The sequence below is a fragment of the Shewanella sp. SM32 genome (assembly GCF_025654235.1).
In the GTDB taxonomy this organism is placed as follows: domain Bacteria; phylum Pseudomonadota; class Gammaproteobacteria; order Enterobacterales; family Shewanellaceae; genus Shewanella; species Shewanella oncorhynchi.
Window position 1 is genome coordinate 1 of record NZ_JAKKRO010000066.1, and the last position, 16,517, is coordinate 16,517.

15 protein-coding genes and 3 tRNA genes are annotated in these 16,517 nt (G+C 44.7%); 11 read left to right on the plus strand and 7 right to left on the minus strand.

Annotation, left to right across the window (positions count from 1 at the left end; all coding sequences use genetic code 11):
• Positions 1-588: 588 nt before the first annotated feature.
• Positions 589-1,440, minus strand: a complete 852-nt coding sequence (gene pssA / locus L5M10_RS19785) for a CDP-diacylglycerol--serine O-phosphatidyltransferase (RefSeq protein ID WP_219235150.1) — start codon at positions 1,438-1,440, stop codon at positions 589-591.
• A gap of 94 nt (positions 1,441-1,534) precedes the next feature.
• On the opposite strand from pssA, the gene L5M10_RS19790 reads away from it, so the two are divergent.
• On the plus strand, positions 1,535-2,002 hold the full coding sequence (locus tag L5M10_RS19790; protein ID WP_263164165.1) for a DUF4124 domain-containing protein: 468 nt from the start codon (positions 1,535-1,537) through the stop codon (positions 2,000-2,002).
• 277 nt (positions 2,003-2,279) lie between these two features.
• On the opposite strand, the gene clpB is transcribed toward L5M10_RS19790, so the two are convergent.
• From clpB to rluD, 3 genes are all read right to left on the minus strand, one after another.
• Positions 2,280-4,853, minus strand: a complete 2,574-nt coding sequence (gene clpB / locus L5M10_RS19795) for an ATP-dependent chaperone ClpB (RefSeq protein ID WP_173246329.1) — start codon at positions 4,851-4,853, stop codon at positions 2,280-2,282.
• A gap of 199 nt (positions 4,854-5,052) precedes the next feature.
• Positions 5,053-5,787, minus strand: coding sequence for a peptidoglycan editing factor PgeF (gene pgeF, locus L5M10_RS19800; protein WP_173496966.1), 735 nt, complete (start codon positions 5,785-5,787; stop codon positions 5,053-5,055).
• Entirely contained in the window at positions 5,788-6,762 is a 975-nt protein-coding gene (gene rluD / locus L5M10_RS19805; RefSeq protein ID WP_263255779.1) for a 23S rRNA pseudouridine(1911/1915/1917) synthase RluD, read from the minus strand. It abuts the gene before it with no gap.
• 122 nt (positions 6,763-6,884) lie between these two features.
• On the opposite strand from rluD, the gene L5M10_RS19810 reads away from it, so the two are divergent.
• From L5M10_RS19810 to hmpA, 6 genes are all read left to right on the plus strand, one after another.
• Positions 6,885-7,646 (plus strand): outer membrane protein assembly factor BamD, encoded by a 762-nt coding sequence (locus tag L5M10_RS19810; protein ID WP_105249967.1) that lies wholly within the window; start codon positions 6,885-6,887, stop codon positions 7,644-7,646.
• Positions 7,647-7,875: 229 nt separating this feature from the next.
• Positions 7,876-7,951: transfer RNA gene (locus L5M10_RS19815), tRNA-Phe, on the plus strand.
• Positions 7,952-8,005: 54 nt separating this feature from the next.
• A tRNA-Leu gene (locus L5M10_RS19820) sits at positions 8,006-8,092 on the plus strand.
• 68 nt (positions 8,093-8,160) lie between these two features.
• Positions 8,161-8,247, plus strand: a tRNA-Leu gene (locus tag L5M10_RS19825).
• Between the two features lie 165 nt (positions 8,248-8,412).
• On the plus strand, positions 8,413-10,038 hold the full coding sequence (locus L5M10_RS19830) for a methyl-accepting chemotaxis protein (RefSeq protein WP_173496965.1): 1,626 nt from the start codon (positions 8,413-8,415) through the stop codon (positions 10,036-10,038).
• A 249-nt stretch (positions 10,039-10,287) separates the two neighbouring features.
• On the plus strand, positions 10,288-11,481 hold the full coding sequence (gene hmpA, locus L5M10_RS19835) for an NO-inducible flavohemoprotein (RefSeq protein WP_263255780.1): 1,194 nt from the start codon (positions 10,288-10,290) through the stop codon (positions 11,479-11,481).
• A gap of 96 nt (positions 11,482-11,577) precedes the next feature.
• On the opposite strand, the gene L5M10_RS19840 is transcribed toward hmpA, so the two are convergent.
• Positions 11,578-12,300 carry a pseudouridine synthase gene (locus tag L5M10_RS19840; protein WP_263255781.1) on the minus strand — a complete coding sequence of 241 codons (723 nt, stop codon included), beginning with the start codon at positions 12,298-12,300 and terminating at the stop codon, positions 11,578-11,580.
• Positions 12,301-12,460: 160 nt separating this feature from the next.
• On the opposite strand from L5M10_RS19840, the gene L5M10_RS19845 reads away from it, so the two are divergent.
• A complete protein-coding gene (locus L5M10_RS19845; protein WP_028759267.1) occupies positions 12,461-13,387 on the plus strand; it encodes a TPR end-of-group domain-containing protein in 927 nt (308 codons plus the stop codon).
• A gap of 94 nt (positions 13,388-13,481) precedes the next feature.
• Here the strand turns inward: L5M10_RS19845 and L5M10_RS19850 are convergent, their stop codons facing one another.
• On the minus strand, positions 13,482-14,117 hold the full coding sequence (locus tag L5M10_RS19850) for a helix-turn-helix transcriptional regulator (RefSeq protein ID WP_263255782.1): 636 nt from the start codon (positions 14,115-14,117) through the stop codon (positions 13,482-13,484).
• A gap of 147 nt (positions 14,118-14,264) precedes the next feature.
• Here L5M10_RS19850 and L5M10_RS19855 point away from each other — a divergent pair, with 147 nt between their 5' ends.
• Positions 14,265-14,879, plus strand: a complete 615-nt coding sequence (locus L5M10_RS19855; RefSeq protein WP_028759265.1) for an NADPH-dependent FMN reductase — start codon at positions 14,265-14,267, stop codon at positions 14,877-14,879.
• Between the two features lie 56 nt (positions 14,880-14,935).
• Positions 14,936-15,352, plus strand: coding sequence for a VOC family protein (locus tag L5M10_RS19860; RefSeq protein ID WP_105249974.1), 417 nt, complete (start codon positions 14,936-14,938; stop codon positions 15,350-15,352).
• Between the two features lie 67 nt (positions 15,353-15,419).
• Here L5M10_RS19860 and L5M10_RS19865 read toward each other — a convergent pair whose 3' ends face one another.
• Positions 15,420-15,758: a DUF1971 domain-containing protein gene (locus L5M10_RS19865; protein ID WP_168825047.1), complete on the minus strand. Its 339-nt coding sequence runs from the start codon at positions 15,756-15,758 to the stop codon at positions 15,420-15,422.
• A 241-nt stretch (positions 15,759-15,999) separates the two neighbouring features.
• Between L5M10_RS19865 and L5M10_RS19870 the strand changes: the two genes are divergently transcribed.
• A complete protein-coding gene (locus tag L5M10_RS19870; RefSeq protein ID WP_219250433.1) occupies positions 16,000-16,470 on the plus strand; it encodes a YcxB family protein in 471 nt (156 codons plus the stop codon).
• The last annotated feature ends 47 nt before the right edge of the window (positions 16,471-16,517 follow it).

Genomic DNA, 16,517 nt, shown 5'->3' on the forward strand with positions numbered 1-16,517 from the left:
ACTGCCAACCCGAAGGTTAAGCAGTTTCGATTAACTCAACACCTGTGAGTGTCCACACAGATTTCTTGTTTTATCTTGTTAAAGAGCAACTCAATATTCGTAAGAGAACTTGAGTACCACACTGAGCGCCGAACGCTTCCAGTTGGCTAGGGCTGCGTATTCTACGCATTTCCCGTTTCGCGTCAAGGAGTTTTTGCAAACTTTCTCAACACTCATCAATCAGTAAACTCATCAATGAACTGTCACACCGGCTGCTTAACGCTGTCTGCCGTGTCAGTGGATGCGCATTATAGGCAGCAGAGGATTTTGTGCAAGGGCTTTTTTAACAATCTCCGCCAAGCGAATAAATAACCACCAAACTGCAGAAATATACTGCAATACTGAGCAATATCGCAGTTTGGGTTGATAAGTTTGGCAAAAGAAATCGCCTATTGCAGGGATTTTAATAGATTGAATGGGCATAAACAGAAGTTGATAGCTATTTTTCGCTATATCTATCAGCAAACCTCTAAAAACGTTATGCCCTGTGTGATGTCTTACTCTTATTTACACCTAGCTAATGATAAGCAATGCTCAAAAGAACGAGCCCTAAGATTTATGCTCTTCTTGTTTCTCTTTCTCGAGATCTGTAACGACTTGAGTTTGTGCAGCGGCTTGGGCCGAGGGAACCGTTTCGACATTCGCCACGACATCATCTCCTACAACATGTGCGACTTTGAGTTTTCTCACGGTTCGAATCGTAATGATTGGGCCTGAAATCGCATATAAGTAGAAGCCGACACATAAGATCAATGCAGGTTGAACTGACACCACCACAAATACACCAACGACCAGTAAGATCACGATAAAGTTAACCTTGCCACGCCAGTCAATTTCTTTAAAGGAGTGATAGCGGAAATTGCTGACCATCAGTAAACCGGTTGCTGCAGTAACAAGGGCCGCAATCCAACTGATGTTTCTTCCATCGAGACTGTATTGATTACCAAGCCAAATACTGCCAGCAATAACAGCGGCGGCGGCCGGACTAGCGAGACCTTGAAAGTAACGCTTATCGGCGACGCCAACTTGCGTATTAAATCGAGCGAGCCTGAGTGCCGCACCTGCACAATAAATAAATGCCGCCAACCAACCAATTTTACCTAAGTCCGCTAATGCCCAATTGTAGGCGAGTAGTGCTGGCGCCATTCCGAAGGACACCATATCGGCCATACTGTCGTATTCGGCACCAAAATCACTTTGGGTATTAGTCAGTCTTGCCACTCGGCCATCGAGCCCATCACAAATCATGGCAATAAAAATGGCTATTGCAGCAGCTTCAAAGTTAGCATTCATGGAAGCTATCACAGCATAAAAGCCAGAAAACAATCCTGCTGTCGTAAAAAGATTAGGCAGTAAATAGATACCTTTATTCTTTACTGTTTGATTTGAAGAATTTTGCATACACTTATTACGCTAGTTCAGTGAAGAGAAGTTAGCTTTCAAGATAACATATTTTATTATCATGTCGATGAGAGACCAGTTAGGGATAATTTCGATGTTAAAAGTGAACATGTTCAGAATAATACTGTATCGATGGCTCTGGCTCGGCCTTTTCATTGGCCCCGTTTCTGCGGGCGTTATCTATACTTGGGTCGACGAAAATGGGGTGACGCATTACAGCCAACAAGCCCCGCAACAAGAAAACATCAAAGCAGAAAAGCTCTACAGTGAAGATTTAGAGCAGGCGAAAGTGGGTTTTATCGCACCGGTAAAGAAAGCGGAAGCCACTTCTGAAGCCAATGAATTAGAAAAGTCAGCGGCGCAGATCAAAGAAAAAGACGCCAAACAGGCTAAATCCATTTGTGAGAGTGCAAAACACAATTTAGAAATACTCACAACGCATACTAAGCTTATCCGCCAAACTTCCGATTCGGATGAATCTGTCGCTATGACTGAAGAAGATCGCCAAGCCTCGATTGCCCAGCAGCAGGAAAGAATCAAACTCTTCTGTGATAAGAAGTAGCCAAATTCACTATGCCACTACATTAATGAAGAACGATTAAGCTGATGCAATAAAAAAGGAGCCGAGTTAAAAACTCGGCTCCTTTCGTTTTAGTGCTTGAAGCGGGAGAGATACTGACTAAGGAAGCGCTATCTCTTATTGCAAGATAGTTTATTTCAAGCTCGTTCATTCAAGAACGCTTATTTCAGTTCGCCTATTTCAACATATCCAACTTCAAGCTTGCGATTAACGTATCGCATTCAAACAACACACTAAGTTACTAGCTACTGGTCACAGGTTATTGCTCGAACACTAACTCGCCACCCGCACAGCTGACCTTGATCGGTTTACCCGGTAACAAGTCACCACGCAGTAATTTCTGCGCCAGCGGGTTTTCGACTTCTTGCTGCAATGCCCGTTTCAACGGTCTTGCACCATACACAGGATCGAAACCAATTTCCGCAATCAGTGATAATGCGTCGTCGGTGATCTCCAATGTATAGTCCTTTTCAGCCAAACGTTGGCGTAAGGAAGCAATTTGTATCGAAGCAATACGCTTGATATTGGCAGCATCCAATGGATGGAACACCACAGATTCATCGATACGGTTTAAAAACTCGGGTCTGAAACTGTGAGTGACCACATTCATTACCGCCGCTTTCATCTCTGCATAGGTCACTTGACCAAATCCTTCTTGGATAATGTCGGAGCCTAAGTTCGAGGTCATGATGATCACTGTATTTCTAAAATCGACAGTACGACCTTGACCATCGGTTAAGCGTCCATCATCAAGCACTTGCAGTAAAATGTTAAACACATCGGGATGCGCTTTCTCGACTTCGTCGAGCAATATCACCGAATAAGGTTTACGACGAACGGCTTCCGTTAAATAACCGCCCTCTTCATAACCCACGTATCCTGGAGGCGCACCCACTAAACGCGATACTGAGTGTTTCTCCATAAACTCAGACATATCAATGCGCACTAAAGCCGATTCGGTATCAAATAAGAACCTCGCCAGTGATTTACACAGCTCAGTTTTACCTACACCCGTTGGGCCTAAGAACAGGAACGAGCCAATCGGGCGATTTGGATCCGCCAGACCCGCGCGGCTACGACGAATCGCATTCGCGACCGCATCGACGGCTTCGTTTTGGCCGATCACTCGTTCATGCAGCGCCACTTCCATTTGCAGTAATTTTTCGCGCTCGCCTTCAAGCATTTTCGATACGGGTATTCCCGTCGCTTTTGACAATACTTCGGCGATTTCGAACTCAGTAACCTTGTTACGCAATAACGTCATGTCCTGCATTTCGGCTTGCGATGCCAAATCGAGCTGTTTTTCAAGCTCAGGTATACGACCGTATTGCAGCTCAGACATCCGAGTTAAATCACCCGCACGACGCGCCACTTCTAAGTCCATTCGAGCCTGTTCGAGATCGGCTTTTATGTGCTGAGTGCCCGCTAATGCGGCTTTTTCAGTACGCCAGATTTCGTTCAACTCTGAAGCTTTCGCTTCAACGTCACGTAATTCCTCTTGCAGATGGTCAAGCCTGCGACGACTCGCCTCATCATTTTCTTTGGCTAACGCCTGCTCCTCCAGTTTGAGCTGGATAGCACGACGTTCGAGCCTGTCGAGTGACTCAGGTTTTGAATCCATCTGCATACGGATGCTTGATGCCGCTTCGTCAATCAAATCGATCGCTTTATCGGGCAACTTACGATCCGACACATAACGGTGCGACATGGTCGCTGCCGCCACTATCGCCGGATCGGTAATTTCCACATGGTGATGCAGCTCGTAACGTTCTTTCAGTCCACGCAAAATGGCGATGGTATCTTCAACGCTTGGTTCATCCACCAGCACTTTTTGGAAACGACGTTCAAGCGCCGCATCTTTTTCAATATACTGACGATACTCATCAAGTGTGGTCGCGCCCACACAGTGCAAGTCACCACGCGCTAACGCAGGTTTGAGCATGTTACCCGCATCCATTGCGCCTTCACCTTTACCGGCACCGACCATAGTATGCAGTTCGTCGATGAAGAGGATCACTTGACCTTCTTCCTGCGCTAACTCATTCAATACCGCTTTTAAACGTTCTTCGAACTCACCGCGATATTTAGCGCCCGCAATCAATGAGCCCATATCGAGGGATAAGACACGCTTATTTTTAATGCCCTCGGGGACTTCACCATTAACGATACGCTGGGCAAGTCCTTCAACAATCGCCGTTTTACCCACACCCGGTTCACCGATAAGGACGGGGTTGTTTTTACTGCGACGTTGTAATACTTGGATCGTGCGGCGAATTTCATCGTCACGGCCGATCACAGGATCTAACTTGCCTTGTTCAGCTCGCTCGGTGAGATCGATAGTAAACTTCTTCAACGCTTGGCGTTGATCTTCAGCGTTCGGATCATCCACTTTTTGGCCGCCACGCATTTGTTCAATGGTTTGCTCCATCAACTCTTTGGTCGCGCCGGCTTTTTTCAACGCTTGCGCAAGAGCATCGACACCTTCTAACGCAGCTAATACAAATAATTCACTAGAGATATATTTGTCTTTACGCTTTTGCGCCAATTTATCGCACAGATTTAATAAACGGATTAAACCTTGGGATAATTGTACATCGCCGCCCGTACCTTCGACTTGAGGTAAGCGTTCCAGCTCTTGACTCAAGAGCGATCGCAGCGCACTCACTCGAATGCCAGCTTGGGTCAATAAGGGATGGATTGAACCTGAATCTTGGTTCAACAATGCCATCATCAAATGCAGCGGTTCAATAAACTGATGATCACGCCCAAGTGCGAGTGACTGGGCATCAGAGATGGCAAGCTGAAATTTATTGGTCATACGATCGAGTCGCATACAGCCTCCTAACACTCATATAGTAGAGATATGCCAATCCACAGGACATCTTGCCAATTTAGTGGCTTTAAAATCAGTACCGCTAATGGAGAGATCTAAATAGGATTGGTATTACATTTCGTTAGTTAAAAGATGGGGGCTATTTAGCCAAATTCAAGCGAATAACGCGCAAATAAATACAAACTGTAGGGGAATTAGCTTAAGACTTAAGCCAGATCAATGAAGCCATGCGTCCCGTCACCTTATCGCGACGATAAGAGAAGTAATCCGTGTCGCTGACTGTGCAGATATCTGCGCTATAAATATGGTTTATACCGAGTAAACTCAAGCGTAATTTAGCCAAGCCAATAATATCGGCAAGATACTTGTTACCACTTGGAATAAAACACACTGCAGACTGCGGATGTAAAGTACAAAAGGCTTGCTGTACTTCAACACCGACTTCAAATTTTTGTGGACCAATAGCCGGGCCGAGGTAGGCAATCAACTCATCCATAGGTGAACTAAACTGCGCCGCGGTGGCCTCAATCACGCCATCACATAAACCACGCCAACCGGCATGGGCTGCAGCCACTTCGGTTCCCGCTTGATTACACAACAACACAGGTAAACAATCGGCAGTCATTATAGCGCAAACTAGGCTCGCGGTTCGGCTGTAACAGGCATCGGCAATCGGTGTATCCACAGCAGGAGCTAAGCTCAGCGCATCTAAATTAAGCACATGAGTACCATGCACTTGCTCGAGCCAGACAGGCTCAGCGGTTAACGCTAATTGTTTGCAGAGTAATTCACGATTAGCCATCACCAACTCTGGCGCATCACCGACATGCAGTCCAAGATTCAGACTGTCATAAGGATGCACGCTCACACCGCCATGACGATTTGTCATAGCGATGCTGACATTAGCGGGAACAGGCCAATCGTGATGAAACACTTACAAATACTCGATCGGATGCTCGACTGTGTCTTGACGCAGTGCTTTCGTCAAAATCACCATGTCTTCAGGAATTGGCGCGTGCCAGCTCATGATTTCACAACTCACAGGGTGCGCTAATTCAAGACGCACAGCGTGCAGCGCTTGGCGCTTGAAGTTTTTCAGAATATCAAAAAACTCTGGGCTGGCCCATTTCGGCGGTTTTGGACGACCACCATACACAGGATCGCCCACTAATACGTGGCCTATGTATTCCATGTGCACACGAATTTGGTGAGTACGACCAGATTCAAGGCGCAATCTTAGACGAGTGTGGTTACGAAATTTTTCCGCCACACGATAATGCGTCACTGCAGGTTTACCTGAGTGATGCACCGCCATATGAGTACGTTTCGTTGGATGACGACCAATCGGCTCATCAACAGTACCGCCACCTGTCATAGTCCCCATCACAATCGCTTCGTATTCACGAGTGATTTCACGGGCCTGCAAGGCGGCCACTAAATGGGTTTGCGCTTCAACGGTTTTGGCTACAACCATTAAACCTGTAGTATCCTTGTCCAGACGGTGCACAATACCAGCACGTGGTACATGCTCAATATCAGGACAATGGTGCAACAGAGCATTCATCAAAGTGCCATCGGCATTGCCAGCACCAGGGTGAACCACGAGTCCCGCTTGCTTGTTGATCACAATAATGTCGTCATCTTCATAGACGATATCCAGATCAATGGTCTGTGCCGCTGCGTGAACTTCTTCTTCAAGAGTGGCATCTATGAGTATCTGTTGCAGCTCATAAACTTTCTCTCGGGGCTTATTAACGACAACGCCGTCAACATAAACTGCATCAGATAGGATCCATTCCTTGATGCGCGTGCGCGAGTAATCTGGGAACAACTCTGCTAGGGCCTGATCTAATCTCAGTCCAGTTTGTGTTGCCGAAATCTCGCTTTTTAGATTAATCTCTTGTGTCATAGGAACCGTATCCCCATTTAGGGGTCAAAAAATGTGTGCTATCTGTTACAATCGGATGTTTTCTATTTTATAGTGAAATGGAAAAATTCTTAACTACAACTTAAAAAGAATTGAATTCAAGTATGTATAAATTTTCCAAAGGCGTTACCTTAGTCCTATTTTCACTAGCGTTATCAGCCTGTAGCAGCAGCCCTGATGATAACGATATTGCCGCCAAAACGTCACCTGATGTACTTTATACTCAGGCAAGAACCTCTATGGAGCTTGGCAATTACTCTAAAGCTGTCCGTTCTTTGGAAGCGTTAGACTCACGCTTCCCCTTCGGACCTCACAAAACTCAAGTCCAGTTAGACCTGATATATGCTTACTATAAAATGGACGATGTCGCTTCTGGTATTGCGAACATAGACAGATTTATCCGTCTTAATCCAACTCATCCAGATGTAGACTATGTGTTCTATATGCGCGGTTTAGTGAACATGCAAGCCGACAATTACATGTTCCACGACATGCTTAATATCGACCGAACCGATCGTGACCCTAAAAATGCTCAAGATGCTTTCAAAGATTTTGATCGTCTAATCAAAACCTACCCTAACAGCAAATATGCCGCCGATGCGCAAAAACGCATGTTAGCGTTGAAGAATCGCTTAGCAAAATATTCAATTCAAGTTGCCGAGTATTATCTCAAGATGAATGCATGGAGCGCCGCAGCAATCCGAGCACAATCTGTAATGGAAACATACCCTGGCACCCCTTCAAATGAACGGGCATTAGAGATAATGATAGAAGCTTATGGCGAATTAGGTCAGAGCAAGCTGAAGCAAAACGTGCTCATGGTAATGCAAGCTAACTTCCCAAACAATGAAATCTTATCAAACTAACCGAGAATGCCCCTTTAATAGGGGCATTTTTTTGCTTGGTGACCCTAGATAAGCCATAAATAGATAACGCTAAGTTCTCAGTGTGGATAGTGGTTTGGCTATTTTTACATTCTCAATACCAACACAAATGACACTTTCGTGTAAATCTTATCCAACTGAGTCACTTTTTCCGTTATTTAGTAAAAATCTATTGACTCAAAACCCGAAAAGCCTTTAAATTGCGCCCGTCGCCCGAATAGCTCAGTCGGTAGAGCAGAGGATTGAAAATCCTCGTGTCCCTGGTTCGATTCCGGGTTCGGGCACCATCTTTAAATGGGTTGCGATAGCGACTTATTTTAGAGAACTGCGATAGGTACAGTGCAGGTGTGGTGGAATTGGTAGACACGCCAGCTTCAGGTGCTGGTGCTCGCAAGGGCGTGGAGGTTCAAGTCCTCTCACCTGTACCAAATTGCAGTTCAAAAGTTAAGATTCACAGTGTTAAGATTGTCAATTCGATGAAATATCGAATAGCCATGCAGATGTGGTGGAATTGGTAGACACGCCAGCTTCAGGTGCTGGTGCTCGCAAGGGCGTGGAGGTTCAAGTCCTCTCATCTGTACCAACATTTAAACCTCGCCAAGCGAGGTTTTTTTGTATCTAAAGCAAAATAAATTTTCTGTAACTCTCCCCTCTTTCCTCAGATTTGCTATACCTATTGTTACAGACTCATCATAGGGATAGATAGAGTTCTGCCTAAAGGACTCTTTAGTTCACTGAGGCTATCCATATGAACGGTTTACAAATAAAACAAAAAATGTTTATCGGCATTCTGGTTCCCCTTGTAATGCTAATGACGATTGGCTTTCTCGCCATTAATATGATGGGTAAAATTGAATCGGGTGTTGAACGTATCTATGGCGATAGAGTTGTGCCACTAGACGATTTAAAAGTGATTGCTGATAAATACGCGGTCGATGTTATCGATGCGGTCAATAAGGCGAACGCGGGTGGTTTCACCGCCTCTCAAGCAGCTGAAGCGCTAGACAGTGCCAAATCTACCATTACCCAGCATTGGCAAAAATACTTAGCCACTGAACTTACCTCAGAAGAATCCCGACTCGTAAAACAAGCCGAAGTGCTGTTCTCACCCGCAAATCAACAGATTGACACTCTGGTCTCACGCTTAAGAGGATTAAATGGTGATGTATCAAGCCAATTATCGGCCAATATCCTGCCGCTTTACCAAGTCATAGACCCCATCAGTAACCAAATATCTGAACTGATTGCACTGCAAATTCGCGTGGCAGGCGAAGAAAAAGATCGTGTGAATGCCATTTACCAATCTTCAATCACTATTTTTGTAGCATTAGCCTGTGCCGCCATGATTATCAGTATTGTGATTGGGCTCTGGGTCAATCGCAGCGTGATGAATCCTATTAATGACATTCTCAGTAAACTTAAGCTGATCCATCAAGACTCTGATCTTACCGTCAAATTCACTACTTTTAATCACGATGAACTAGGACAAATATCCACTAGCCTCACCCAAGTTATTGAACACTTGCGGGGCATTCTTCATTCGATTGCCGAAGCGGCAAATACCGTTAATAGTTCAGCAAATGAGTTAAGTAGCTTCACGCAGGCAACCAATAAACGTATGCAACAGCAGCAAGCCGAAACGGAGCAAACTGCAACGGCCATGAATGAGATGACGGCAACGGTCGCAGAAGTCGCCCAAAGCGCATCTGCAGCGGCAGATTCAGCCAAAGATGCCGATACCTATGCCGCCAATGGCAATAATATTGTGATGCAATCGATTAGCAGTATGTCGCAATTATCTGATCAAATTCAAAAAACGGCACAAGTCATTGGATTTCTGTCTAATGAAAGCCAAAATATCGGCCGCGTACTCGATGTGATAAAAAGCATTGCCGAGCAAACCAATCTATTGGCATTAAATGCCGCCATTGAAGCGGCCCGCGCGGGGGAACAAGGCCGCGGCTTTGCAGTCGTTGCGGATGAAGTGCGGACCCTTGCGCAGCGCACCCAAAAGTCTACCCAAGAAATTGAGGCCATGATTGCCACACTACAACAAGGCGTTAAAGAAGCAGTTAACGCTATGGAAATAGGTATAAATCAAGTAGATGATGCTAATGATAAAGCGAATCAAGCAGGCCAAGCACTGAAAGAAATCGTCTCCTCAGTAGATAGCATCACAGAACTTAATACTCATATTGCGACCGCTGCCGAAGAACAAAGTAGCGTTGCCGAAAGCATTAATCGCAGTATTATTGCCATCAGCGATATTGCCGAACATTCCACCGCATCGGCGGCTGAATTAAGTGAATCTGTGGTTAATTTAACTAAACTCGCCAACAGTATGCGCAATCAAGTGAGTGCATTTAAACTCTAAGTCAAAAAACCACACTATGACTGCAATAAGCTTTGCTGTTGCAGTTAACCTCCCTTAAACCATCTGTAATGTATTGAAATAATACGTTTATTTACCACCCCCTACCTCGTACCCGCTTTGATAAAGCACTTCAAATGACCTTAATCACGCTTATCGGTAGCACGAATTGCGATCATCACTATTGATCCAAATCAAATAGATCTTTAAACTCATTTAACATTCATAATATTTGCACGTTAAGGATTTTCTATGTTGGACAGCCGTACAATCCAAGTTATCAAGAGCACTATCCCCTTACTCGAATCCGCAGGCCCTGCGCTGACGACCCATTTTTATGAACGTATGTTCAAACATAATCCTGAATTAAAAGATGTATTTAACTTGGCACACCAGCATTCTGGTGGCCAGCCTGTTGCCCTGTTAAACGCCGTCGCGGCTTATGCTAAAAATATTGAAAACTTAGCGGTGCTAAGTTCGACTGTCGAGCGCATTGCCCAAAAACATACAGGATTTCTGATCAAGCCTGAGCAATATGCGATCGTCGGCAGCCACTTATTAGCCACCCTTAAAGAGTTAGGCGGTGATGCAGTAACAGAAGAAGTATTAGAAGCTTGGGCGCAGGCCTATGGATTTTTAGCAGATATCTTTATTCAACGAGAAGCTCAAATTTATCAGGCACATGCAGAACAAGATGGCGGTTGGTTGGGTGAGCGTCAGTTTATCATTAGCGCGAAAAAGACTGAGTCCACAGTCATTACCTCCTTCATATTGACGCCCGAAGATGGTAAACCAGTTAAAGATTTCATTCCCGGTCAGTACTTAAGTTTGAAGCTAAAACATCCCAATTTAGCATATGAAGAAATCCGCCAATATTCCCTATCCGATGCACCGAATGGCAACAGCTACCGCATCAGTGTGAAACGTGAATTAGGTGGCCAAGTATCTAATCTGCTACACGATACCATGCATATCGGTGACAAAATTGCAGTTATGCCGCCGGCGGGAGATTTTATCTTAGAAGTTGGGGCGGACATCCCCGTAGTGCTCATTTCGGCAGGAGTGGGTCAAACACCGATGAAAAGCATGTTGAATCAATTGATCAAGTTGCAACATCCAAGTGCTATTACTTGGCTACATGCCTGTGAGCAAGGTGATGTACATGGTTTCAAACAGGCTATTCACACCAAGCGCCAGCAACATCATAATCTGAAGAGCCATGTTTGGTATCGCAAGCCGAGTTCAACCGATGTGGTGGGTACAGATTATGATTTTGAAGGACAAATGGAATTAAGCAAAGTCGCAGAGCAACTGCTTCCCCATGCACGTTACTATTTCTGCGGACCTATTGGATTCATGTCAGCCATCAAGCAACAATTACTCGTTCTGGGTGTCTCAGCTGAAAACATGCACTATGAAGTATTCGGCCCCCACGCCGATCTCTAATCCCATATCACGGGCTTGGGACACCTGATTCTCAAGTCCATTTTTATATTTAGAATACGCAGAATAATGGCTGATAAATTGAATTGCCCTATGTCTCTAAGCTACCGGTTTGCAGCGGATACAAGCCACTTCTGCGGCAGTCAGCACACGACTTTCGCCCGACGCCAGAGCTTCATCCAACACAATATCACCTATTGATAATCTATGTAGACCAACAACTGGGTTTCGAAAGCGACCAAACATCCGCTTAATTTGATGGTACTTACCTTCCTTTAAAGTCACTTCAGCAACATGATCAGCAAGGATCACCAATTTAGCGGGCTTAGTCATTATATCTTCAAAGCTGAAATACATACCTTCGGCAAATGCGGCGATATATTCTTCAGTTAATGGATTAGCTAAGGTGACGCGATACACTTTATCGACCTTATGCGTCGGTGACATTAGTGCATCAGACCAGCGGCTGTCATTGGTCAGTAATAACAAACCCGAAGAATTTAAATCTAGTCTACCCGCGATATGTAACTCATCACGGGCTTCGCAATCAAGCAAATCAATCACGGTTTTATGCTGAGTATCTTTAGTCGCGCTCACCACGCCAATCGGCTTATGCAACATCAAATAAACTGGCGTGTTGGCCTGTAATATTTGCCCATCGAGTTGGATGTGAGAAAACTCATCCACTTGCCTATCCATGTCCTTCACTATCAATCCATCAACACGAACTCGGCCCAAGAGTAACAGTTCACGCACCGCTTTACGGTGAGTGTGTAACTGGGTACAAAGATAACGATCGAGTCGGCCGCGCTTAGACTGCATAACACCACAAATGACGAAATATGAATGGGATAGCCATTCTAGCAGGATGCGAGTTCAGGTCATAGCGAGCTAATACTGTAAGCATCACAGAGGTTATTTAGAGCAAAATTAGATCAAACTAGGCAAAATTTGTTAAGCTAGGCGTTCAATTCATCTTATTGTGAGTGGTTACCGCATCAAAAACTTATCTGCAAGTCCCGTTATGATACGTTCGAACCTGCTATTTTTAGCCTTGTTTTTAGTGATACTCGCGAGCTCATTCTTCACTCAAGCGAGCGATGCAGAAAATCCCCCTGAAGCGCCTCAACCTTTCGCCATCCATGATAAACCGCTGATAGAGCGCTACGTCTTCGATGAACTCAAATCTCTCAGATACGATCAACAGGATCTTGAGCGGCGCCTCACCATAGATATCACAGATCGCGAACTGGCCGTTGCCGACAAGTCGATGAATTACGCCAATGTCACTGTCACTTACTTCTTTTATATGATCGCCGGCGTCGCCTCTTTAGTCGCCTTTATCGGCTGGCAATCCCTACGGGAAATCAAGACACATACCGCCAAACTGGCCGCGAATCAGCTACAGAGTATTGCCGAACAATACGAAGAAAAGTTCAAATTACTCGAGCAAGAACTCAAGCATAAGAGTCGTACTATCACAGACAATAATCGTGAAATAGAAGTGATTAATGAAATTCATAATCTGTGGCTACGTGCCCAAAGTGCCCAGACTCCCGAACAAAAAATTGAAGTCTACGATGAAATCCTCACGATTCGACCTGGAGACTTGGAAGCGCTGACCTACAAGGCCGATGCCGCAATGGAAATGCGCGAATTTAATTGGGCACAAAGCCTATGTAATCGTGTTTTAGAGGTTGACCCGACTAACGCCCATGCTTTTTATCAAAGAGCCTGCGCCTTTGCGTGTTTAGGTGTTGAAGATAGGGCAATTTCTGATTTGGAACGCGCCATCCATAACAGCGCATCCTTCAAAGAGCTAGCGTTGGATGAAGCTGATTTCTCACAACTTAAAGGACATCCTCGTTTCGAAACATTATTGGCCTATCACGAACCTGATAAGCCCTAAGCTCCGAGGTTTAATGCTTAATATATAGCGTTAGCTTTCAGTGACGTTTTATCCCACAGATAAAACGCCTCAAGCAAACAACTTAAGTGCACTACTAGGCTATCGCCGCAACTTTAATTGCCGCAATTTTATATGCACAGCGGCGAGCACCTTCGATGATATGTTCTTCGCGGCTCACCACGGCAATATCAGCGAATAACTGCTGGAAAAGTTGCAACTCAGAGCGGCAAAAGTTCAAACACTTAGTCGCTGCGGCGCAGATAGGACAATGATTTTCGAGTAAAAAATACACACCATCGATGTGTTCTATGGTCGCCATATAACCTTCGTTCGAGCGTAATTTCGCAAGTATGGCCAAACGTGTCGGAATATCAGTAGCACCTTCCATTGCCGCACGATATTGGACTAACGCACTTTGCTCCCTGTGACCGATAAGCTTATCCAAGCCTTGGTCGCCAAAGATCATTTTTACCGAGTCAATCAGCTGTACCGTCAATTCCTCATGGCGATCGGCAAAGTGAGTACGGCTTTGTTCAGTTAATCCCCAGTAACGTGTTGGGCGACCGCGACCTTCAACTCGATCCTCAATATCCACATCACCCATATCTTCCAAAGCCTGAAGATGCTGACGAACCCCCATAGTCGTTAACGCCAATTCCTCCGCTAAGGTTTTAGCGGTAAGCGGGCCATGCAACTTGAGTAATTGAATAATCTTATCAGTAGTTTTCATTGAGTCTCCCCGATTTCAGCCGAAGCATTATCTCCCAATCTCCGCAGCTTTAACAGATTAAATAAACTTTTTTATTTACTTTATCCTTTACAAGGTTAAATAAAGCAATTACCTTACAAATAATTTATAAACAAATAGGTTTACTTAATGAAATTACTCATCATCAGCACCAGCCAAAGACCCGATTCACAAAGTGCTAAAGTCGGTCGTTATATCGCGGAAAGCAGTTTCTCATCTCCCCACAACATGGGTTACGACACGATACATCACTTAGAACTATGCCTGTTTAATCTGCCCTTTTGGGACGGAGAAGAAGACAACAAAGGTGAACACTGGCCCGAAATAGAGCACAGAGTCGATGAAGCCGATGCGCTAGTGCTGATCACCCCAGAATGGGGCGGCATGGCATCACCATTACTGAAGAACTTTTTGTTGATGTGTACTCGTGAAGAAACCGCCCATAAACCCGCCTTATTAGTCTCAATATCGGATGGTATTAGCGGTACTTACCCTATCGTTGAAGTGAAGATGAATGCCCTTAAAAACAATAAATTAGTGCCCATACCCGATCACTTAATCATCCGAAATGTCAGCCATGTACTCAATGCAATCCCTGAGAGTGCCCGCGATATCGCGCTTAGGGAAAGAGTGCAATACAGCTTATATATGCTGCATCAATACGCCCAAGCATTAGCCCCCATTCGTGAACAACATGCCAATCAAGCGTACCCAAAACAGCAGGAGTACTGTTACGGTATGTAAGCGGCTTGAGATTTTAACCACCAGCAACAGACTAAAATCATTACAAGGAACGCATTATGATTCATTTAGAGCATATCAATTTAGTGGTAGACGACATCCCCGCAGCACTGCGCTTTTATCAAGCGGCTTTCCCCCATTGGCGTGTTCGCGGTGGCGATAAAGGCACTTGGTACGGCAAACCCCGTAATTGGATTCATTTTGGCGATGATTATCAATACATTGCTTTTAGTGACAATGGTGAAGGTGAAAACCGCGATTTGGCTGGTCATCAAATTGGACTGGCGCATTTTGCCTTTGTGACCGACAACTTAGATGCTGTGATAGCAAGACTGACCCAAGCAGGTTTCCCTATTGCCAAAGATGGCATGGAAGATCCCTATCGACGCAATATTTACTTCTTCGATGCCCATGGTTTTGAAGTGGAATTTGTGGAGTATTTAACTGATATTCCAAAGGAACGAAATCGCTATTAGCGTAAATCGTTATTAAAAAGAAGTAGCCAAGAACCGCATGTAGTGAATAGGGTATAGGAGCCAGGTACTATTCGCTTCGCTCGGATTGTTGCTGCGCCACTATGGCCGAATCCTTATGGGCATAAAAGTGGAGTCTAAACTGAGTATCTTCGGTCAGTAGCTCCACTTTATGCCAATATTCAGGATGTGAAATGGCGGTTTCACCTGCGCGAATAATAATTTCTTTATCTAATTCGCCCCTGCTACCCGTATAGCCATAAAACTTTAAGCTGCCCGTTAACACTTGGATCTGCCCATATACGCCAGCCTTAGTATTGTGCATGTGCAGCAACATTTTAGGAACGTTGTCATGGTTGAAAACCGGCGTTGATTTGTAATTTACAAAATCTTTGGGGACTAAGGCCATGATGTTTTGCACTCCTTGTGTCAAATCACGAAAATCGAGTAATGCTTACGGCAAGACTAATATAGCCGTTGCCGTATTTCTGTCCAACTCATATCTTGACCTGTATTAACGAGCGGGTTTGAACGTCGAATTTGAAAACACCAAAGTGCTCATTCATGCTTGCAATAGCAAGGTTAGTTACTTTCATCACTGTAATCGCTACACTAGCCCGCATTAAGTGCCACCTCAATTAGATGACATGATGCCAACGCCCTATTCATATTCCACAACGTATATTTTAGATAAAGCCCATTTCGATGAATGCTATACGCAATCAGTGGTACCAGATCCCACGCTCAAACCTTACTACAAAGCCATTGGATTAACCCTGATAGGTATCGCGCTTATTTTCACCGATATTAGCCTTTATTTAGCTTACTTTTTTGTTGGGTTAGGTGTTATAGAAGCGCTAAATGTGAAGTATCACAAAGCATGGTGGTTGATGCGTCAGATGATGAGTAAAGCGGCCAGCAATGAGGTCACACTCACCATTGATGAGCAAGGGATTCACACTCAATCCATGTCTGTGACCAGCCAAATTTTATGGACCGACATTTACCGGATTAAAGAAACTGAAAAAGGCTTCTTGATCACCCACAAAGCAGGCACGAGTTATGTTTCTCTCCGTAGCTTAGATGAAGCAGCTGTGGCCTATATTAAAACTAAAATCTAGTACAGCTAAAAACACCCATAAAAAAGGCTGATCTTCATCAGCCTTTT